The sequence below is a fragment of the Streptomyces sp. NPDC050164 genome, assembly GCF_044459945.1.
In the GTDB taxonomy this organism is placed as follows: domain Bacteria; phylum Actinomycetota; class Actinomycetes; order Streptomycetales; family Streptomycetaceae; genus Streptomyces; species Streptomyces coeruleorubidus_A.
Genome location: NZ_JBITJK010000007.1, coordinates 59,099 through 77,229, shown reverse-complemented (window position 1 = coordinate 77,229; position 18,131 = coordinate 59,099). Strand labels below are relative to the sequence as shown.

The window sequence follows — 18,131 nt, the reverse complement described above, 5'->3', positions numbered from 1 at the left end:
GACGGGACAACGGGAGACGACATGCACAACAGCCTGGGCCGGAACCCGGGGTACGTCTTCGACAACGACAGCGTGCACAGTGACGAGCTGCACCGCTGCCTCACCGACGCGTACGACACGAGGACCTTCGACAGGCTCGCCGAGACGGGCGTCACCACCGGGTGGCGGTGTCTGGACATCGGCTCCGGGAGCGGAAGCGTGGCCCGATGGCTCGCCGAACGCGTCGCTCCCACCGGCGAGGTCGTGGCCACCGACATCAAGCCGCACCACATCCCGGACGGGCCGTGCCTGACCGCGGTCGGGCACGACGTGGTGACCGATCCGCTTCCCGAGGCCGCCTTCGACCTCGTCGTCGCCCGTCTCGTCCTGCAGCACCTGCCCGAACGGCTTGCCGTCCTCAGCAAACTGGTGCGCGCCCTCAAGCCCGGAGGGTGGCTGCACATCGAGGAGTTCGACGCCTCCTACGAACCGCCCCTGCTCACCCCGGACGAGGAATCCGCGCGGCTCTACCGGGCCTTCCTCGACGCCAAGTGCGCTGTCATGCGGGCGGGCGGGGGAGATCCCCACTGGGCCCGCGACGCGCCGGCCGCCATGCGCGCCGCGGGGCTCGTCGACATCGACCCGCGGCTCCGCATCGAGCTGCGCACCGCGGGGTCGCCGGGCCTGCGCATGCAGCTCAACCACACGTACCACCTGCGGGACGAACTCCTGGCCGTGGGCATGACCGAGGCGGAGCTGGCGGACGTACGGGCGCTGATGCTGGACCCGTCGTTCTGCGCCGCGTCCAGCGTCATCTACTCGGTACACGGGCGCCGCCCGCAGGTCGGTGGGGCGCCCGGCCGGAGAGAGGCACCTGCGGAAGACGGCCTGCGGCCACGCCCGGAGGACGCCCGATGACGCTCTGCGCGCCGCGCGCCGGGGCCACGGCACCGGTGGCCGCCGGGGTCGCGGCGCACCTTCTCGACCTGGTGGGCGACCCCGCCACCGCCACCGTCGGCTGGGACATCGACTGGCAGGGCCCGCTCTCCGTCCCCCTGGCCGACGAGCGTGCCGTGCAGGCGGCCTGCGGGATCATGCACGTCCACGGCCGGGCGGCCGGGCGCCCGGCCCCGCTCGCCGTCGACTACGCCTCCACGGTGGCGGGCGTCCTCGCGGCCCAGGGAGTCTGCGCGGCACTCCTCGCGCGGGCCGGCGGCGCCGACGTGAGGCAGGTACGGACGTCGGTCGGTCAGGCCGCGCTGCTGGCCCTCGCCCAGTACCTCGCGGCGGCGACGGCCGACGGCGACGACCAGGAGGGCTGCCTGCCGTCGCGTGCCGACGCGGGGGAAGAGATCGTGCCGGCCGCCTTCCCGTTCGTCTCCGCCGACGGCGTGCGCTTCGAACTCGAAGCCCTCGACGCCGACCGATGGCTGGACTTCTGGCGGCTGCTCGGCGCGGACCGCGCCGACACCGGCCGCGGATGGCGGTCGTTCCAGCAGCGGTTCGCCACCGCCACCTGCTCGCTGCCCCTCGCGCTGCCCGCGACCGCACGGCGTGCGCCGTTCACGACGATCCGGTCGGCCGCGGACCGGTCGGGAGCCGCCGTGCTACCCGTACGGGAAGACCCCCTGCCGCCCACCGTGACGTCGCCATGGACGCTCACGCCGTTCCCCGGCCCGGGCGGCACCACGATCGGCAGGGCCCGTACGAGCACGGACGGGGCACCCCTGACAGGCCTGCGGGTCATCGAGTCGGCACGACGCGTCCAGGGCCCCCTGGCCGGCCACGTCCTGCGGCTCCTCGGCGCCGACGTCGTACGGGTCGAACCGCCGGGCGGTGACCCGATGCGCGGCGTCCCCCCGATGGCAGGCACCACCTCGGCCCGCTTCAGCGCGCTCAACGCCGGCAAAGCCGTCACGGAGATCGACTTCACCACGGACGCCGGACGGCGGGCCGTCCGTGAACTCGTGTCCGAGGCCGACGTCTTCCTGCACAACTGGGCGCCGGGCAAGGCGGCCCGGCTCGGGCTGGACGCCGACGACCTGCGGCCGACGAGTCCCGGGCTGGTGTACGCGTGGGCATCAGGCTGGGGCGACGCCCTGGGGCCGGAACCACCCGTGGGGACCGACTACCTGGTCCAGGCGCACAGCGGTCTCGCCGCCGCCGTGCGGCCCGCGGACGAACCGCCCGCACCCTCCTTGATGACGCTCACCGACGTCCTCGGCGGGCTGGTCTGCGCGCAGGGCGTACTGGCGGCACTACTGGCGCGGCTTCGCACCGCAAGAGGCGGCCGCGTGGACTCCTCCCTGCACTCCGCCGCCACCCTCGTTCCCCGAGGGCCGGGACGGCCCGCGGCGACCGACCGCCCGCTGCGCACGCGGGACGGCTACATCGCGCTCGGGTCCCGGGCCCGCGAGCGACCGGAACTCCTCGCGCGGGCGCTCGGCCTCGGAGCCTCGGCGAGCGCGGACACGATCGCCTCCCGGGCCCGGACCCGGCCCACCAAGGACTGGCTGCCCAGGCTGGCGGCAGCGGGCGTGGCCGCCACGCCGGTGTGCACCAGCCTCGCGGACCTGGCCCGCGATCCGCGGTTCGCTCCGTCGCTGACCGTGGGGGAGTACGCCGCTCCCCGCGCACCCTGGGAGTTCTCATGAGGGCCGGATGGACATCGAACGCCGGCGTCGAGATCCGTGACCTGGTGCCGGCCCCGGTGCGGCGCTCCTGGTCCGAACAGGGCCTGTGCCCCGACCGGGACTTGTACACGCTCTTCTCCGCACAGGTGAGGCGGCACCCCGGCCGGACGGCCGTCATCGACTCGGCGGGCTCCGTGGACTACGCGGGGCTGGACGCCCGGGTACGGCACATCGCCGCCCGGCTCGCCGAAAGCGGCCTGGGCGACCGGGACATCATCGCCGTACGCATGCCGAACGGACGCGACGCGGTGGCCACCGAACTCGCGGTCGCCGCCATCGGCGCGGTGGCACTGCCCTACCCACCGGGGCCCGGCAGCCGGGGCCCGGCGAGCCTGCTCGCCCGCGCCCGAGCCCGCGCGGTCATCGTCAGCCACCTCTCCGACGCGGTTCCAGGCGCCCATCTCCCTTGTCTGGAAGCGGTATTCACCCTCGGGGAGGGCGGTCCGGCCGCACAGTCTCTCGCGACGCCAGCGCGGCAGCCCTTCCTGCCCCGGCCCGTCGACCCCGATGCGCCCGCCCGCATTCTGGTCTCCTCCGGCTCCGAGGCCGAACCCAAGATGGTCGCCTACTCCCACAACGCGATGGCCGGCGGCCGCGCCACCTATGTACGCGCCCTGCACGCCGGGGACGGCCCGATGCGCAACCTCGTGCTCGTCCCGCTGGCCTCCTCCTTCGGCTCCTGCGGCACCTCCGTCACGCTCGCCGCACTCGGCGGCACGCTGCTGGTGCAGGAGTCCTTCGACGCGGCCGATGCGCTCCGCATGATCGTCGAGCACCGTCCCACACACGTGTTCGGCGTGCCCACCATGCTGCAGCGCATCACCGAACAACCACCCGCCCGCCGGGAGGACTTCACCGGTCTTCAGGCCGTCGTCTCCAGCGGCGCGGCCCTCCCGGACGCCACCGCCGACGCGTGCCGCGCCCGGTTCGGCCGCCGTGTCATCACCGTCTACGGATCATCCGACGGCGTGAACTGCCATACCGCCGCCACCGGCCTCAGCCCCGAGGCGGGCACCGGCTTTCCCGACCCGGCCGTGGCGCGGATCCGCATCACCGACGACACCGGTGCTCCCGTGCCGGTGGGACAGCCCGGCGAGATCTGTGCCAGAGGCCCCATGACACCGCTGTGCTACGTCGCCGACCCCGGACTGGACGCCCGGTACCGCACTCCGACCGGCTGGGTGCGCACCGGCGACCGCGGCCTCCTGGACGAGCACGGCAGGCTCCACGTACTGGGCCGCATCAAGCAGATCGTCGTACGAGGCGGCTACAACATCAGCCCGGCGGAGGTGGAACGCGAACTCGCCGCGCATGCCGCCGTGGCCGAGGTGGCCTGCGTGGGTGTGCCCGACCCGGAACTGGGGGAGCGCCTGTGCGCGTGCATCCGCCAGGCGCCGGGCGCGCCCGCACCGGACCTGCAGGAACTCACGACGTTCCTGTACTCCCAGCGCGGCCTCGAGCGCCGAAAACTCCCCGAACTCCTGCTGCGCGTCAAGGAGATGCCACTCGGCCCCAGCGGGAAGATCTGCCGCAGGACCCTTGCGCTCCTGGCTGCCCGTCAGGCCTCCGACATCCGATGACCGTCCACGACCGAAGGGTCTGCCCGCGTGACGACCATGACCGTAGAACAGAGTTCCACGGTCTGCGACTACGAGAGTCCGCTGAAGAGCTGCGTTTCCGGGTCCTCACCGCGGCCCCCGAGCACCGGGACGCGCTCGTCTCCACCGGGTGACGCGTCACACCGAACCCGTGCGACAGGGGAGCGGTGAGCCCCCGGGTCCCCCTGCCAACACCCTGCATCAGGGAGCGATATGGACAGCGTCGCCGTCATCGGACTTGGCTACACCGGTCTTCCCCTCGCCCGAGAGGCGTGCCGCGCCGGCATGCGTGTCATAGGGATCGATGAGAACCCGTCCGTCACCGCATCCCTGAACTCGGGCCGCTCACACGTCCCCGACGTCACCGATGCCGACCTCGCCGCCATGCTGGACGCCGGTTTCCGGGCGTCCGCCGACGAAAGCCCGCTGGCGGAGGCCTCGGTCGCCGTGATCTGCGTCCCCACACCACTGGACGACACGGGCAGACCCGACCTTTCCCATGTGCGAAGCGCCGCCTCCGCTCTTGGGGACCGCCTGAAACCCGGCACCCTCGTCGTCCTGGAGTCCACGTCTTTTCCGGGCACCACGGACGACGTTGTCCGCGGCATCGTGGAGCAGGCCTCCGGACTCAGTGCCGGAACGGACTTCTCCCTCGCCTTCTCACCCGAGCGCATCGACCCGGGCAACCAGACCTTCGGTGTGCGGAACACCCCGCGCGTGGTGGGTGGCTGCACCCGAAGGTGCACGACGGCCGCGGCCGACTTCTTCCGGCACCTGTGTGACCGAGTCGTGGAGGCAGGATCCGCACGCGAGGCCGAACTGGCGAAACTCCTGGAGAACACCTATCGCAGCGTGAACATCGCCCTGGTCAACGAACTCGCCGTCGCCGCCCGGGCCCTGGGAGTCGATGTGTGGGAGGCTCTCGACTGCGCGAGCACGAAACCATTTGGTTTCCAGGAGTTCCGGCCGGGACCGGGTGTGGGTGGACACTGCATCCCGGTCGATCCCGTCTATCTCACGCACTGGGCGCGCACCGGAGGGACCCCGCTGCGGCTGGTGGAGCTCTCGCAGGAGGTCAACGCCGGGATGCCGGCGTATGTCGTGCGGCGTGCCGAGCACTTGCTGAACGAGCGGGGAAGCGCCCTGCGGGACGCGCGGGTGCTGCTGGTCGGAGTGACCTACAAGCGCAACAGCACGGACCTGCGGGTCACCCCGGCCGCCGCGATCGTCCGGCTGATGCGGCAGAGCGGCACCGACGTCACGTATCACGACCCGTTCGTGGACGCCTGGTCGCCGGGCGGCGAACCGGTGAAGCGGTCCGTCGACGCACTGGCTGCAGCCGCGGACGCCGACCTCACGATTCTGGTGCAGGACCACGACACCGTTCCGCTGGACCGGTTGCCCGAGTACGCCCGACTGCTGCTGGACACCCGGGGCCGGCTGCGCGGCACCCGCGCCCATCAACTCTGAGTGATGAAAACGATTATCATGTATCTTCGGTGCGTTCGGATCCCCTGAGAAGAAGCGAGGGCATCGATGCTGCGCTCACCGTCGAGACACGTTCGAGGTTGGATCACCGCGGCGACAGTGGGGTCCGTACTGGTCGGGTGCGGCGCGTCCACCGAGTCGGCGAGCGAAGAAGCCGCCGCGGCCGGGCCCAAGACCGACGTCGCGGTGAAACCCATCAAGGCGACACGGGAGCTGACCGACGCGAACGGCGTCAAGGTCTCCCTGGAGAAGGAACCGCAGCGCATCGTCTGCCTGTTCGCGCTCTGCGACGACATCCTGACCGAGCTGGGCATCGTCCCCACGGCCACGAACAGCGAACTCCTCGCCCACCCCGACTTCCTGGGGGAGCGGAAGGCGAAGGAGGTCGACGTCATTCCCGGCGGGTTCATCGCTCCCGAGGTGGAGGCGATCCTCTCCCACAAGCCCGATCTCGTCATCGGCCTGGAGGACACCCACGGCAAGCTCGCTCCGGCCCTGAAGGACGCCACCACGTTCTGGCCCATGCAGCCCGAGACGTGGCAGGACAGCGTGGGGTACCTGCGCGATGTCGCCGCGCTCACCGGCCGCACCGCCGAGGGCGAGAAGGCCGAGAAGGCCTTCCGTACCAAGCTGGCAGAGGCCGAGCGGACCAAGAGTGACAAGACCGCGCTCGTCATCTACGGCAGCGACGAGAATTTCGGTGTCGCCACGCCGGGGACGGACGTGGCCGGGGGGCTGTTCCCCAAGCTGGCGACCTATCCCTGGAAGTCCCGTGGCGTGGAGGGGAGCTACAGCCTCGAGGAGATCCTCGCGCGTGACGTGGACGTGCTGTTCGTCGAGACGATCGCCTTCGGTGACGCGGACGGCAAGCTGTCGGAGAAGCTGGCGAAGAACCCGCTCTGGGAGAAGATCCCCGCCGTGCGCAACGGGGATGTCCACGAGGTGAACTCCGAGGTGTGGGCCAAGGGCCGCGGTACCCGCTCGCTGGGCATCGTCCTCGACGAGGCCACGGCCGCGCTGCGGTGAGCGCACCGCCGACCACCACTGACAGCGCGGTGGGCGGGGCGGCCGAGGGCGGGCGGTACCCGCGGATCCGTGGGGGCCGGCAACTCGCGGTGCTGGTCGGCCTGTTGGTCGCGGCATCCGTCTGCGCACTGAGTCTGGGCACGCCCTATGTCCCGCTGTACCGGCTGCCTGGTGCGCTGCTGGACGCCGACAGCACGCTCGCCGGGGTCGTCGTCACCGAACTCCGCGTGCCCCGGCTGGTGCTGGCCCTGGTCGCCGGGCTCTGCCTGGGCGCGGCGGGGCTCGTGCTGCAGGAGGCGCTGCGCAACGCCCTGGCCGTCCCCGAGATGCTGGGCGTGTCGTCCGGGGCCGCGCTCGGGGTAGCCGCACCGCTGGTGCTGGCGGCATCCATCCCCACCGCCGTCCAGCCGTTGCTGGCCATCGGCGGGGCCGTGCTCGGCGGCGGGCTCACGCTGCTCGCCGCCGGGTTGGGGCGCAGCCCGTCCGCCGTCCTGCTCACCGGGGCCGCGGTCGCCGCCGCGTTGCAGGCCGCGCTGCTCGTGCTCATGGTGATGGCCGACCAGTTCGACCTCCAGTTGATCTACCGGTATCTGCTCGGTTCGCTCTCCGCCCGTACCTGGGATGACGTCACCGGGCTGTGGCCCTGGCTGCTCGTCGCGTTGCCCGCGCTCGTGCTGTGCGCGCCGGTGCTGTCGGTGTTGCGGCTGGGGGACGAGGACGCCGAGGCGCTGGGGGTGCGTGCGCAGCGGGCCCGGTTCGCCGCGCTGGCCATCGCCATTGTGCTGATCGCACCCGTGACGGCCGTGTGCGGGCCGGTGGCGTGGGTCGGGTTCCTCGCCCCGCACCTGACCAGGTGGCTCAACCCTGCGGCTGACGCGGTGCGTTGGCTGCCCTGGTCGGCGGCGTGGGGCGCGGTCGTGGTGGCCGTCGCCGACGTCCCGGCCCGGCTCGCGCTGGCGCCCGTGGAGACACCGGTCGGCGCGTGGACCGCCCTCCTCGGTGTGCCCGTCGGCGTCGCCCTGCTTCGGTCGGGCCCTCGGAAGCCGGCGGCTCGGCGAGGAGCGGCGCGGTCCGACGCCGTTCGCTCGGAGCCGCGGGGGACGGGCCCTGAAGCCGTGCCGACCGCCGGGAAGGAGACAGGGTGAAGCGGCGCTTCGCGGTGTTCGCCGCACTCGCCGTCGTGTGCGCCTGCGGGGAACTGCTGGCTGGGAGAGGGATGTCCCCGGCTGTGGTCTGGGACGTCCTCGGCGGGGCCGGTGACGCGACGGAACGGCACATTCTGCTCCAACTCCGCCTGCCCCGGATGCTGGTGGCCCTCGCCGCGGGAGCGTGCCTGGGCGTGGCGGGCCTGGTTCTGCAGTCCGCCCTGCGCAATCCGCTCGCCGGCCCCGAGGTCACGGGTGTGACGCCGGGGGCGGTGCTCGGGGCCGTCACCGCGACCGCTCTCGGGCTCGCGGGGTGGGAATCGCCCCTCGCCGTGGTCGTCGCCGCCTGCGTGGGCGGGTGCACCGGAGCCGCGCTGCTGTGGCTACTCGCGGGGCGGGGCCGGGGAGACCCCGCGCAGATCGCCTTGCACGGCGTGCTCGTCTCGGCGGTGCTCGGCGGGTTCACCGCCATGGTGCTGCTCGTCGCGCCGGGTGAGCTCGGCAGCGTCGTCCAGTGGCTCGTCGGCACGACCGAGGGCCGCGTGTGGCAGCACTGGCACCTGCTCTGGCCGTGGGCGCTCGCGTGGAGTGCCGTGGCGTGGCTGCTGGCCGGGCCCCTGACCCTGCTGCGCTGCGGCGACGACATCGCCGGTGCCGCCGGGCTGTCCGCCGCGCGGGCCCGTACCCTCGCGCTGCTGTGCGCGGTGGCGCTGACGGCGGGAGCGGTGGCCGCCGTCGGAGCGCTGGGTTTCGTCGGGTTGCTCGTGCCGCACCTCGCGCTGGCCGTGTTCGGCGCGGACCTGCGGATGACGCTGCCCGGCGCCGCCCTGGTGGGCGCGGCCGTGGTGTGCGGGTCGGACGCGGCCGCGCAACTGCTGTCGCGGCTGCTGGCGGTCGCGCTGGACTCCGGGCGGCTCACGCTGCCGGTCGGGGCCCTCACCACCTGCGTCGGAGCCGCGCTGCTGCTGGCCGTCGTACGCCGCTGGCCGAGCCGAACGTTCTGATGTCGACGAAGGACAGAGCATGACCGAACCCGTGGGGATCCGCGTCGAGGGAGTCCACTTCGGCTACCCCGGACGCCCCGTGCTGCGCGGCGCCGACGTGACCGTCGAACCAGGCGAGCTGACCGCGCTCATCGGACTCAACGGCTGTGGCAAATCAACCCTGTTGCGGCTGGCCGCCGGACTGCTGCGGCCCGACGAGGGGCGCGTGCTGCTCGGCGGGCACGACCTCGCCCGGCTCTCCCGCCGCGCCACCGCCCGGCGCGTCGCGCTGCTGCACCAGTCGGCCCCGGCCGTCCCCGGCATGACGGTGCGCCAACTCGTACGTCAGGGCCGGTACGCGGCGCGCGGCCCGCTCGGCATGCTGCGCGAGGGCGACGACCCCGTCGTACGGCGTGCGCTGCGCGATGTCGGCGTGGAGCAGTGGGCCGAACGGGACGTCGACGCGCTGTCCGGCGGCGAGCGGCAGCGGGTCCGGCTCGCGATGGCGCTCGCGCAGGACACCCGGGTCCTGCTCCTCGACGAACCGACCACGTACCTGGATCTGCACCACCAACTCGACGTGCTGCAGACCGTGGTGCGGCTGCGTGAGGAGCGGGGCCTCACCGTCGTGATGGTGCTGCACGACCTGGCCCACGCCGCCCGGTTCGCGGAGCGGATCGTGGCGCTGCGGGACGGTCGCGTGGTGGCCGACGGGACGCCGAAGGAGGTCGTCACTCCAGGGCTGCTCGCGGATGTCCTGAAGGTGGCGGGAAGGGTCGGCCAGGACCCCGAGGGCGGCTGGCCGGTGTGCTACCCGGATCACCCGCTGCCAGGGGACGAATACGAGGAGACCTCGTGATCGTCCACCCCGAGCTGCGTCGCGCCGCACGGCACGCACGGCGCCCCCTGCTCGCGGCCACCCTCCTGCAAGGGGCCGTCACCCTCACCCACCTCGCGCAGGCCGTGCTGCTGGCCGTCGCCCTCGCCGACGTGGCCAGGGGCGACACGGACCGGCTCCCGCTGTTCATCGGGGCGGTGCTCGGCGTCGTCGTCGCCCGGGCCGGGCTCGGCTACGGGCAGCGGCGCACCGCCACCCGCGCCGGAGCGCGGGTCAGGGTCCGTCTGCGGGACGAACTCCTCGCCCACCTCGGACGGCTGGGACCCGCGCACCTGACCACCGCGCGCGCCGGCGCCGTCCGCACCACCCTGGTCGACGGGGTCGAGGGCGTCGACGCCTACGTCTCCCGCTACCTGCCCCAGCTCCTCATCACCCTCTTCGTGCCGCCCCTGCTGCTCGCCGCACTGGCCGCAGTCGAACCGGCCGCTCTCCTGGGCCTCGTACCCGCCCTGCTGCTCGCCCTGTTCGGGCCGCGCGCCTGGGACCGGCTCCTCGCCAGGCGCGGCAGGGAACACTGGGACACCTACGAGCAACTGGGCGCCGACTACCTCGAAGCGCTGCAGGGCATGCCCGCGCTGCGGGCCGCGGGCGCCGTCGGCCGCACCCGGGAGCGGCTGGAGGAACGCTCGGCGGCGCTGCACCGGGCCACCGTCGCCAAGCTCCGCGTGTCGCTCGTCGACACCGGGCTCACCGACCTGGCCATCCAGGGCGGCACCGCGGCCGCCGCGCTGCTCGCCTGCTGGTCGGCCGTCACCGGATCCACCACGGCGACCGGCACCTATCTGGTGCTGCTCCTGGCCTCCGAGTGCTTCCGGCCCGTACGCGACCTGTCCCGCGAGTGGCACGCCGGATACCTGGGCGTGTCGGCCGCCGACGGACTCGCGGCACTGCGCACCGCCCGACCCGCCGTGCCCGACACCGGAACGGCACCAGCACACTGGCCGGATCCGCCCCAGGTGTGCTTCGAGAACGTGGAGTTCACCTACGTCGGCGACGACGCGCCGGCGCTGCGCGACGTCACCTTCACCGCCGAAGCGGGACGCATCACGGCCATCGTCGGCCCGTCCGGCGCAGGCAAGTCCACGCTGCTCGCGCTGCTCCTGCGCCACCGCGACCCGCAGCGGGGCCGGATCACCGTCGACGGCCAGGACGTCACCGAGTACACGCTCGACTCACTGCGGCAGGGCATCGCCGTGGTCTCCCAGGAGACCTACCTCTTCCACGCCACCATCGCCGACAACCTGCGCCTGGCCCGGCCCGACGCTCCGGACGACGAGCTGGTACGCGCCGCACGCACCGCGGGCATCCACGACGAGATCGCCGCCCTCCCCGACGGCTATGCCACCGTCCTCGGCGAACGGGGCACCACCCTCTCCGGCGGCCAGCGCCAGCGCCTCGCCCTCGCCCGGGCCCTGCTGGCCGACGCCCCGGTGCTCGTGCTCGACGAGGCGACGAGCGCGGTCGACGAACGCCGCGAGGCGGACATCGTCCGCGAACTGCTGACCGCCGCGGGCGGCCGGACCGTCCTGGTGGTCGCGCACCGCCTCGCCGCGGTCCGGCACGCGGACCGCATCGTGGTGCTTGACGGAGGACGCGTGGACGCCGTCGGTGCGCATGCCGCCCTCGTCGAGGCCGGGGGCGTCTACGCCGAGCTGGTCAAGGCGGGCCACACATATGAAGGAGGGCGCGTCGCATGAGCCGCACCACCGACACCGACGCCGCCGTCCCGCATGGCAGCACCACCGACCCGTCCGTGCCCGCACGCGGCTCTCTGCGTGCCCTGTTGCCGGCCCTCGGCGGACACCGGGCGATGATGGCCCGCACCTGCGCCGTGGCGCTCATCGAACAGGGCTTGCTGGTCGCGCTGTTGACCCTGGCCGCGCACACCGTCGGCGCCGCCGTCATCACCGGCCGCGCCCCCTCGGCCGGTACCGTCACCGCTCTGGTCGTCCTCGTCCTCGTACGCCCCCTGATGACCTGGCGCGAGATGGACCTCTCGCACGACCTTGCCTACCGTGTGCTGGCCGAGCTGCGTGTGCGGGTCTTCGACGGGCTCGCCCGCAGCGCACCCGCCCGCGTGGCCGGCCGGCGCAGCGGGGACCTGGCCGCGACGGCGATGGCCGACGTCGAGGCGCTGGAGTTCTTCTACGCCCACACCACGGCCCAACTCCTCGCGTCCGGCATGGTGTTCACCGGAGGAGCCACGGCATTGGCCATGGTGGAGCCCTGGCTGCTGGCGGCGGTGCTGCCGGTCGCCGCGCTGCTCGCCGTGGCGCCCTTCGCCGACGCACGCGAACGCGCCGCGCGCGGGGCCCGTACCCGGGTGGCCGCCGCGAAGCTGTCGGCCGACACCGTGGAGGCCGTCGACGGGCTGCGTGAACTGCTCGCCTTCGGCGGGCTGTCCGAGCGGCGCGGCCGTCTCGCCGAGCAGGGCCGGAGGGTGGGCGAGGCCCAGCGTGCGGAGGCCACCTGGGAGGCCATGGCCGCCGCCGTACGCGATCTGCTCATCGTGCTCGCGGTCCTCGGCGTGGTCCTCGCCGCCGCGCAGTCCGTGACCTCCGGACGGCTGCACGGAGCGTGGGCCCCGGCAGCGATGGCGCTCGCCCTGTCGGTGCTGGGCCCGGTCGCCGAGTCGGCCAGGGCGCTGAGCCAGGCCGTGGGTCTGCGCGCCGCGGCCGCCCGTGTCGACGCGGCTGTCAAAGCACCCGCCCTCGCTCCACCGCCCGCCTCACCCCACCCGCTTCCCCCGGGCCCGCTGGGGGTCCGACTGCACCGGGTGAGTTTCGACTACGGGGGCCGACCCGTGCTGGACGGGGTCGAGCTGACGGTTCCCGCGGGGCAGACCCTCGCCCTGGTCGGTGTCTCCGGAGCTGGGAAGTCCACGTGCGCCCATCTGCTGGCCCGATTCTGGGACCCGTCCGAGGGAGCCGTCCACCTGGTGCCCCGCGACGGCGCCTGCGTCGATCTTCGCGACCTGGCCGACGCCGAACTGCGCCGTGCCGTCGCCGTCGTGGGCCAGGACACCCCTCTCTTCCACGGCACCCTCGCCGAGAACCTGCGCCTGGCCGCACCGGACGCGGACGACGACCTCCTCGCCGAAACGGCCCGGTTGTGCGGCGTCGACCGGATCGCCCCCATGGACACCCTCGTCTCGGAGCGCGGCGCCACCCTCTCCGGCGGCCAGCGCGCCCGGATCGCTCTCGCACGCGCGCTGCTGGCCGAGCCGAGGATCCTCGTGCTGGACGAGACCACCGCACACCTGGACAACGCCGGTGACGCCCAACTCGCCACCGCGCTCGCCCAGGGCGATCGCACCACGATCGTCATCGCCCACCGCCCCACGACCATCCGCCGCGCCGACCGCATCGCCGTACTCGAAGCCGGCCGCATCGCCGAGCAAGGAACCTGGGACGACCTCACAGCCCGCCCCGACGGCGCGCTCAACCGGGTGCTGACCGTCACACCGTCCTGAACCCGGTGCACTTGGTGGCAGCCGGCCGGCTGGTGGGGCCACCTCACTCAGGTGTCCCGATCCTGCTGAGGCTGTACTCCCAGAATGCCGAGCGTCGCGGTGCGAAGGCAGGCTGCCGCCTCGGCCACCGTCATCCGGCCGGCTCCGACCTCGTCGCCCGCGGCATGGCCGAGGGCGGTCACCGCGGCCACCAGCCAGGCGGCGGGCGGGGTGCGGTCGAACTCCCCGGTTGCCTGCCCCCTCTCGATCAGCCGCGTCAGCCGGGCCGCGACGGGTTCGTGCCGTGATCGGTCGGCTTCAGCGCTCGTGGAAGCAGTTCCGAGCTCGAGCAACACCGGGTGCCGCTCGAACAGCTGCCAGCCGATGTCCTGCAGCCGCAGCAGCGCCTCGAGGGCGGACCCGTCCTCGACTTCCGCCGCGTCCATCGCCGCCATCGCCTGCTCCGTGATCCGGTCGGCGACGGCTTCCAGCAGCGTGTCGCGAGTGCCGAAGTGCGCGTAGACGGTCTGGCGGGTGACCCCGGCCGCTGCGGCGATGGCGGCCATGCCGGCGTCCGGCCGCTCGGCGAGGAGCTGGACGGCGGCGTCGAGTACGGCGGCCCGACTCCGTTCGGCGTCGGCCCGGCGGCGCCGGACTGCCGAGGGGGAGCCAGGAGACCCTGAATCACTCAACTCTTACACCCTTGTCAAAAATAGTCTGCGGCGTATACCTTACAGCGATGTAAGAGATCGTAGCGGGGTGCGGTCCTGCCTGTCTGATCGGAGCCGTATGAAACCTCTGGAATCCAAGACACCCGAGCAGTTCATCGCCGACTTCTTCACCTCATTCACCGAGGCCGTCGTCCACAGCGACGAGCAGCCCGCCGACCTGATGGCGAGGTACTACACCCGGGACGTCGTGCAGGTCGCCGACGGCGTGCGGCTCGACTGGGGGAGGCTCGTCGCCCACCTCCGGCCCGTGCGCAGGAATCTGACCGAGTTCTCCTTCCAGGTGCACGAGGCGCTGACGGACGGGAACCGGATCGCGGCCCGGTTCACGATCCATGCCCGGATGCGTAAGAGCGGGTCCGTCTCCACCCGGGTGCACATGTTCGCCGAGTTCACGCCCGACGGCCTGATGCGCCGGGCCCGGCAACTCACCCGAACCCTCGACCAGGTCGAACCGCAGCACGAGCACGGGAGCTAGAACAGATGCGCCTCCAACTCGCCCAGGGGATCGCCCTGCTGTCCACCGGCGCCCTCGCGGGCGCGTTCGGCTACGGAGCGGCCAACCTGGTGCCCACGTTCAACGCCGTACCACTCGAGATGAGGCTGTCCTTCCACACCGAGCTGATGAGAATGAACGGCATCACCGTGCAGGGGGCCATGGGGTTGTCGGTGCTCAGCGCGATCGCCCTCGCCATGAGGACGCGAACCAGCGCACGGTGGCTCGCCGGCGGGGCGGGGCTCCTGGTGGTGGCGTCCTTCCTGATCACCCGGTTCGGCAACGTCCCCATCAACGGACGGATCAAGGAGTGGGCCGCCACCTCGCCTCCACCGGATCACGCCGCGATCCTGGATCGCTGGGAGGCGTTCAACCACGCCCGCACAGGCGCCGCGTTCGCCGCCTTCGCCCTCCTGATCATCCTGTCCGTACGCCGTGACCGCACCGGAAGACGCTCGCCGGCAGCGCCACTCGGTGATCCCGGCGGGGAACGAAGGGGGTGAGGCGCAGCGGTGGGAACGCGGAATCCGGGCGTGGTGGTGCCGGAGCGACCACCAGGCTGCGGAGCCGCCGATGCCGCCCTCGGCGATCTTCCCCTGGTCCCGTAGGAAGCCCAGTGTCCACGTGATCCGGGTGCTGAAGACCTCGTCGTAGTCGGTGACTTGGCAGGCCAGGAGCTCCGCGTGCAGTTGCGGCCCGAGCAGTTGGCGTACAGGACCGTCCTCGCTGGTGCGGTGCGGGCCGTACGACGTCGCGGGGGTCGTCAGGCGAGAGACCGAAGATCGGGGCGTAGCAGGCGGCCACGGACCACAGCGCGGCCCGCTGCGTGGACAGCACGCCTTTGGGTCGGTGCGTGGTGCCGGAGGTGTAGAGGATCCAGGCCGGATCGTCGAGGCCGAGCATGTCGATCTGCGCGGCCCCGTCGCTCTCGGCCGCGCTCCGAAACAGCCGGGCGCCGTCCGGGACCGGGCCGGTCCCGGTGACCAGGACGCCCAAGCGGTCCTGCGGCGGGCCCAGGCGTCGTAACTGTGCGAGGTGCGCGGCGTCGGTGATGACGAACGCGGCGCCGCTGTCCCGCAGGAAGTGGGCCAGCTCGGCGTCGGAGGACCGCGGGTTGAGCGGGACGCCGACCATCCCGGCCCGCAGGACGGCGAGGCAACTCTCCACCATCTCCACGCAGTTGCCCAGGCGGATCGCGACGCGGTCACCGCGACGCAGCCCTGTCCCGGTGAGGTACGCGGCCAGCGAGCGCGTGCGCCGCTCCAGCTCTGCGTAGGTGACGCTGCGCGAGGAGTCGGAGTGGGCGACCCGTTCCCCAGCCACCTCGGCGTGCTGCCGTAACAGCTCCGGCACCGGCCGGACGAGCTCCTCACGCCTCATGGCTCCGCCTTCCAGGTCCATCGTGCCGCAACGATGTTGAGCGTAGAGGTTGCCGACCGTCGAGGGGGCTACTCGTACGGCACGCCGCAGCGGCCCTTCGGCAGCAAGGAGGTACCCCACATGGCCAGCAACGGAGCACACGTGACCACCGTCCAGAGCCCTGTCCCCGCGCAGGAGCTCTCCGGGATCGTCGGCCACCGCTTCGTCTACACCTACGCCAACGGCTGGCAGTACGAGATGTACGTGAAGAACCCGACAACCATCGACTACCGGATCCACTCCGGCATGGTGGGCGGCCGCTGGGTCAAGGATCAGCAGGTCGACCTCGTCCAGCTGGACGACGACCACTACAAGATCTCCTGGAACGAGCCCACCGGTACGTCGGTCTCCGTCAACGTCATGCCGGGCAAGCGCCGTCTGCACGGCGTGATCTTCTTCCCGCACTGGGTCGAGGAACACGGCGAACGCACCGTCCTCTACCAGAACGACCACCTCGACGAGATACGCAGGTACCGCGACGAGGGCCCGACCTATCCGGTCTACGTCGTCCCGGAATTCGCGAAGATCACCCTCTTCGAGTACGTCGGCCCCGACGACGACACGGTCATCGCCACGGCCCCCGGAGACCTCCCGCAGGGCTGGTCCGACCGCACCAACTGACCGAGGTCATCCAGCAGGAATGCCGGTCCTGATCAGGCCGGCACCCGTCCACGTAGGCCGCTGCTTCCCCGAGGGCATCACCACTGCTCCTCCTGGGCAGGCAAGACGTTGTTCCGTTCCGTGCCGAACGCCTCAGGGAGCTTTCGTGTCCGCAACCGACAGGGATGCAGCCGCTGCGCCGGACAGAGGGGACGACACCCCGCTGCGGCGTGCCATCGGCCCCAAGCTGATGGTGCTGTTCGTGATCGGTGACATCCTCGGCACCGGCATCTACGCCACCACCGGGCAGGTCGCCGGCAAGGTCGGCGGGGCACTGTGGCTGCCGTTCGTCATCGGGTTCGTCGTGGCGATCCTGACGGCGGCCTCGTACGTCGAGCTCGTCGGCAAGTACCCGAAGGCGGCCGGAGCCGCGCTCTACACCCAGAAGGCGTTCCAGGTCCCGTTCCTGACCTTCATCGTCGCCTTCATGGTCATGTGCTCGGGCCTTTCCTCGGCGAGCGCGGCGGCCCGTGCCTTCAGCGGCGACTACCTGTCCGAGTTCACGGACTTCTTCCCGCCCACCCTCATCGCGATCCTGTTCATCCTCGCCCTGGCGGCCCTGAACCTGCGAGGCGTGTCGGAGTCCGTGAAGACCAACGTGGTCCTCACGGTGGTCGAACTGACCGGCCTGCTCGTCATCCTCACGATCGGCGCCTGGGCCGTCCTGACCGGTGACGGCGAACCCTCCCGGCTCGGTGAGTTCCAGGCAGAGGGCACCGGTTACGCACTGCTCACCAGTGTTCTGGGGGCGACGGCCCTCGGCTTCTTCGCCTTCGTGGGCTTCGAGGACTCCGTCAACATGGCCGAGGAGACCAAGGATCCGGTGCGGACGTTCCCGCGTGCCATCTTCATCGGCGTCGCCGTCACCGGCACCATCTACGTCCTGGTCGCCCTGGTCTCCTCGCTGCTCGTCGACTACCGCGTGCTGGAGGACTCCAGCGGCCCGCTGCTGGAGGTCGTCAAGGCCGGCGGGATCGACTTCCCGCCCAAACTCTTCGCCCTGATCGCGCTGTTCGCGGTCACCAACTCGGCACTGATCAACATCATGATGGCGTCCCGCCTCTGTTACGGCATGGCGAACGAGCGCATCCTGCCGCGTGCCCTCGGCCACGTACTGCCCCGGCGCCGCACCCCGGTCGTCGGCATCGTCTTCGTCTCGCTGCTCGCCATCGGCCTGGTCTCCACCGGGGAGATCGAAGGCCTCGGCGACACCACGGCCTTCCTCCTGCTGTGCGTCTTCGCCGTCGTCAACATCGCCGTCCTCGTCCTGCGCCGCGACCGCGTCGAACACCAGCACTTCCGTACGCCGACCGCCCTGCCGGTGCTCGGCGCGCTCACCGCGCTGATCCTGGCCAGCCCGTTGTCCGACCGGCCCGCGGACGTCTACATCCGGGCGGGCGTGCTGGTGGCCATCGGCATCGGACTGTGGGTGCTCAACAAGGCGGTGCTGAAGGTACGCGGCGAGGCGTGAGCAGCGCCGTGGGGGGCGGGAACCGGCACCGGGCCACCACGGCTCCCGCGCGACGGCGGCGGGAACGTGATGGCCCGGCAGGGGGGTGCTTCAAGG

16 protein-coding genes are annotated in these 18,131 nt (G+C 72.1%); 14 read left to right on the top strand and 2 right to left on the bottom strand.

What is annotated here, in order from left to right; translation table 11 throughout:
* Window positions 1-21 precede the first annotated feature (21 nt).
* The 10 genes from ACIBNA_RS13605 (at window position 22) to ACIBNA_RS13560 (ending at window position 13,282) form a co-directional block, all read left to right on the top strand.
* Window positions 22-897 (top strand): class I SAM-dependent methyltransferase, encoded by an 876-nt coding sequence (locus ACIBNA_RS13605; RefSeq protein WP_399165380.1) that lies wholly within the window; start codon window positions 22-24, stop codon window positions 895-897.
* Window positions 894-2,633, top strand: coding sequence for a CoA transferase (locus tag ACIBNA_RS13600; protein ID WP_399165379.1), 1,740 nt, complete (start codon window positions 894-896; stop codon window positions 2,631-2,633). Before ACIBNA_RS13605 ends, ACIBNA_RS13600 begins: the two co-directional genes overlap by 4 nt.
* On the top strand, window positions 2,630-4,252 hold the full coding sequence (locus ACIBNA_RS13595) for a class I adenylate-forming enzyme family protein (RefSeq protein ID WP_399165378.1): 1,623 nt from the start codon (window positions 2,630-2,632) through the stop codon (window positions 4,250-4,252). Before ACIBNA_RS13600 ends, ACIBNA_RS13595 begins: the two co-directional genes overlap by 4 nt.
* Before the next feature lie 231 nt (window positions 4,253-4,483).
* Complete coding sequence (locus ACIBNA_RS13590; protein WP_399165377.1) at window positions 4,484-5,740, top strand: nucleotide sugar dehydrogenase; 1,257 nt, start codon at window positions 4,484-4,486, stop codon at window positions 5,738-5,740.
* 66 nt (window positions 5,741-5,806) lie between these two features.
* Window positions 5,807-6,784, top strand: coding sequence for an ABC transporter substrate-binding protein (locus tag ACIBNA_RS13585; RefSeq protein WP_399165376.1), 978 nt, complete (start codon window positions 5,807-5,809; stop codon window positions 6,782-6,784).
* Window positions 6,785-6,888: 104 nt separating this feature from the next.
* On the top strand, window positions 6,889-7,929 hold the full coding sequence (locus tag ACIBNA_RS13580; RefSeq protein WP_399165499.1) for a FecCD family ABC transporter permease: 1,041 nt from the start codon (window positions 6,889-6,891) through the stop codon (window positions 7,927-7,929).
* Complete coding sequence (locus tag ACIBNA_RS13575; RefSeq protein ID WP_399165375.1) at window positions 7,926-8,933, top strand: FecCD family ABC transporter permease; 1,008 nt, start codon at window positions 7,926-7,928, stop codon at window positions 8,931-8,933. The genes ACIBNA_RS13580 and ACIBNA_RS13575 overlap by 4 nt, the downstream gene beginning before the upstream one ends.
* A gap of 19 nt (window positions 8,934-8,952) precedes the next feature.
* The gene (locus ACIBNA_RS13570) at window positions 8,953-9,771 is read left to right on the top strand and encodes an ABC transporter ATP-binding protein (protein WP_399165374.1); all 819 of its coding nucleotides are present in this window, start codon (window positions 8,953-8,955) and stop codon (window positions 9,769-9,771) included.
* Entirely contained in the window at window positions 9,768-11,507 is a 1,740-nt protein-coding gene (locus tag ACIBNA_RS13565; RefSeq protein ID WP_399165373.1) for an ABC transporter ATP-binding protein/permease, read from the top strand. The genes ACIBNA_RS13570 and ACIBNA_RS13565 overlap by 4 nt, the downstream gene beginning before the upstream one ends.
* Complete coding sequence (locus ACIBNA_RS13560) at window positions 11,504-13,282, top strand: ABC transporter ATP-binding protein (RefSeq protein WP_399165372.1); 1,779 nt, start codon at window positions 11,504-11,506, stop codon at window positions 13,280-13,282. The genes ACIBNA_RS13565 and ACIBNA_RS13560 overlap by 4 nt, the downstream gene beginning before the upstream one ends.
* Window positions 13,283-13,329: 47 nt before the next feature.
* Here the strand turns inward: ACIBNA_RS13560 and ACIBNA_RS13555 are convergent, their stop codons facing one another.
* Window positions 13,330-13,953: a TetR/AcrR family transcriptional regulator gene (locus ACIBNA_RS13555; RefSeq protein WP_399165371.1), complete on the bottom strand. Its 624-nt coding sequence runs from the start codon at window positions 13,951-13,953 to the stop codon at window positions 13,330-13,332.
* Window positions 13,954-14,050: 97 nt separating this feature from the next.
* On the opposite strand from ACIBNA_RS13555, the gene ACIBNA_RS13550 reads away from it, so the two are divergent.
* Together ACIBNA_RS13550 and ACIBNA_RS13545 are read left to right on the top strand one after the other, a co-directional pair.
* Window positions 14,051-14,467, top strand: a complete 417-nt coding sequence (locus tag ACIBNA_RS13550; protein WP_399165370.1) for a nuclear transport factor 2 family protein — start codon at window positions 14,051-14,053, stop codon at window positions 14,465-14,467.
* A 5-nt stretch (window positions 14,468-14,472) separates the two neighbouring features.
* Complete coding sequence (locus ACIBNA_RS13545) at window positions 14,473-14,988, top strand: anthrone oxygenase family protein (protein WP_399165369.1); 516 nt, start codon at window positions 14,473-14,475, stop codon at window positions 14,986-14,988.
* Here the strand turns inward: ACIBNA_RS13545 and ACIBNA_RS13540 are convergent.
* The gene (locus ACIBNA_RS13540; RefSeq protein WP_399165368.1) at window positions 14,903-15,865 is read right to left on the bottom strand and encodes an AMP-binding protein; all 963 of its coding nucleotides are present in this window, start codon (window positions 15,863-15,865) and stop codon (window positions 14,903-14,905) included. The genes ACIBNA_RS13545 and ACIBNA_RS13540 overlap by 86 nt on opposite strands.
* 120 nt (window positions 15,866-15,985) lie before the next feature.
* On the opposite strand from ACIBNA_RS13540, the gene ACIBNA_RS13535 reads away from it, so the two are divergent.
* The gene (locus ACIBNA_RS13535) at window positions 15,986-16,525 is read left to right on the top strand and encodes a phenolic acid decarboxylase (RefSeq protein WP_399165367.1); all 540 of its coding nucleotides are present in this window, start codon (window positions 15,986-15,988) and stop codon (window positions 16,523-16,525) included.
* Window positions 16,526-16,754: 229 nt separating this feature from the next.
* Window positions 16,755-18,035, top strand: a complete 1,281-nt coding sequence (locus ACIBNA_RS13530; RefSeq protein ID WP_399165498.1) for an APC family permease — start codon at window positions 16,755-16,757, stop codon at window positions 18,033-18,035.
* The last annotated feature ends 96 nt before the right edge of the window (window positions 18,036-18,131 follow it).

Coding starts and splice junctions, on each gene's coding strand:
- ACIBNA_RS13605 (WP_399165380.1), top strand. CDS start 22: ATGCACAACAGCCTGGGCCGGAACCCGGGGTACGTCTTCGACAACGAC.
- ACIBNA_RS13600 (WP_399165379.1), top strand. CDS start 894: ATGACGCTCTGCGCGCCGCGCGCCGGGGCCACGGCACCGGTGGCCGCC.
- ACIBNA_RS13595 (WP_399165378.1), top strand. CDS start 2,630: ATGAGGGCCGGATGGACATCGAACGCCGGCGTCGAGATCCGTGACCTG.
- ACIBNA_RS13590 (WP_399165377.1), top strand. CDS start 4,484: ATGGACAGCGTCGCCGTCATCGGACTTGGCTACACCGGTCTTCCCCTC.
- ACIBNA_RS13585 (WP_399165376.1), top strand. CDS start 5,807: ATGCTGCGCTCACCGTCGAGACACGTTCGAGGTTGGATCACCGCGGCG.
- ACIBNA_RS13570 (WP_399165374.1), top strand. CDS start 8,953: ATGACCGAACCCGTGGGGATCCGCGTCGAGGGAGTCCACTTCGGCTAC.
- ACIBNA_RS13560 (WP_399165372.1), top strand. CDS start 11,504: ATGAGCCGCACCACCGACACCGACGCCGCCGTCCCGCATGGCAGCACC.
- ACIBNA_RS13550 (WP_399165370.1), top strand. CDS start 14,051: ATGAAACCTCTGGAATCCAAGACACCCGAGCAGTTCATCGCCGACTTC.
- ACIBNA_RS13545 (WP_399165369.1), top strand. CDS start 14,473: ATGCGCCTCCAACTCGCCCAGGGGATCGCCCTGCTGTCCACCGGCGCC.
- ACIBNA_RS13540 (WP_399165368.1), bottom strand. CDS start 15,865: ATGAGGCGTGAGGAGCTCGTCCGGCCGGTGCCGGAGCTGTTACGGCAG.
- ACIBNA_RS13535 (WP_399165367.1), top strand. CDS start 15,986: ATGGCCAGCAACGGAGCACACGTGACCACCGTCCAGAGCCCTGTCCCC.
- ACIBNA_RS13530 (WP_399165498.1), top strand. CDS start 16,755: ATGGTGCTGTTCGTGATCGGTGACATCCTCGGCACCGGCATCTACGCC.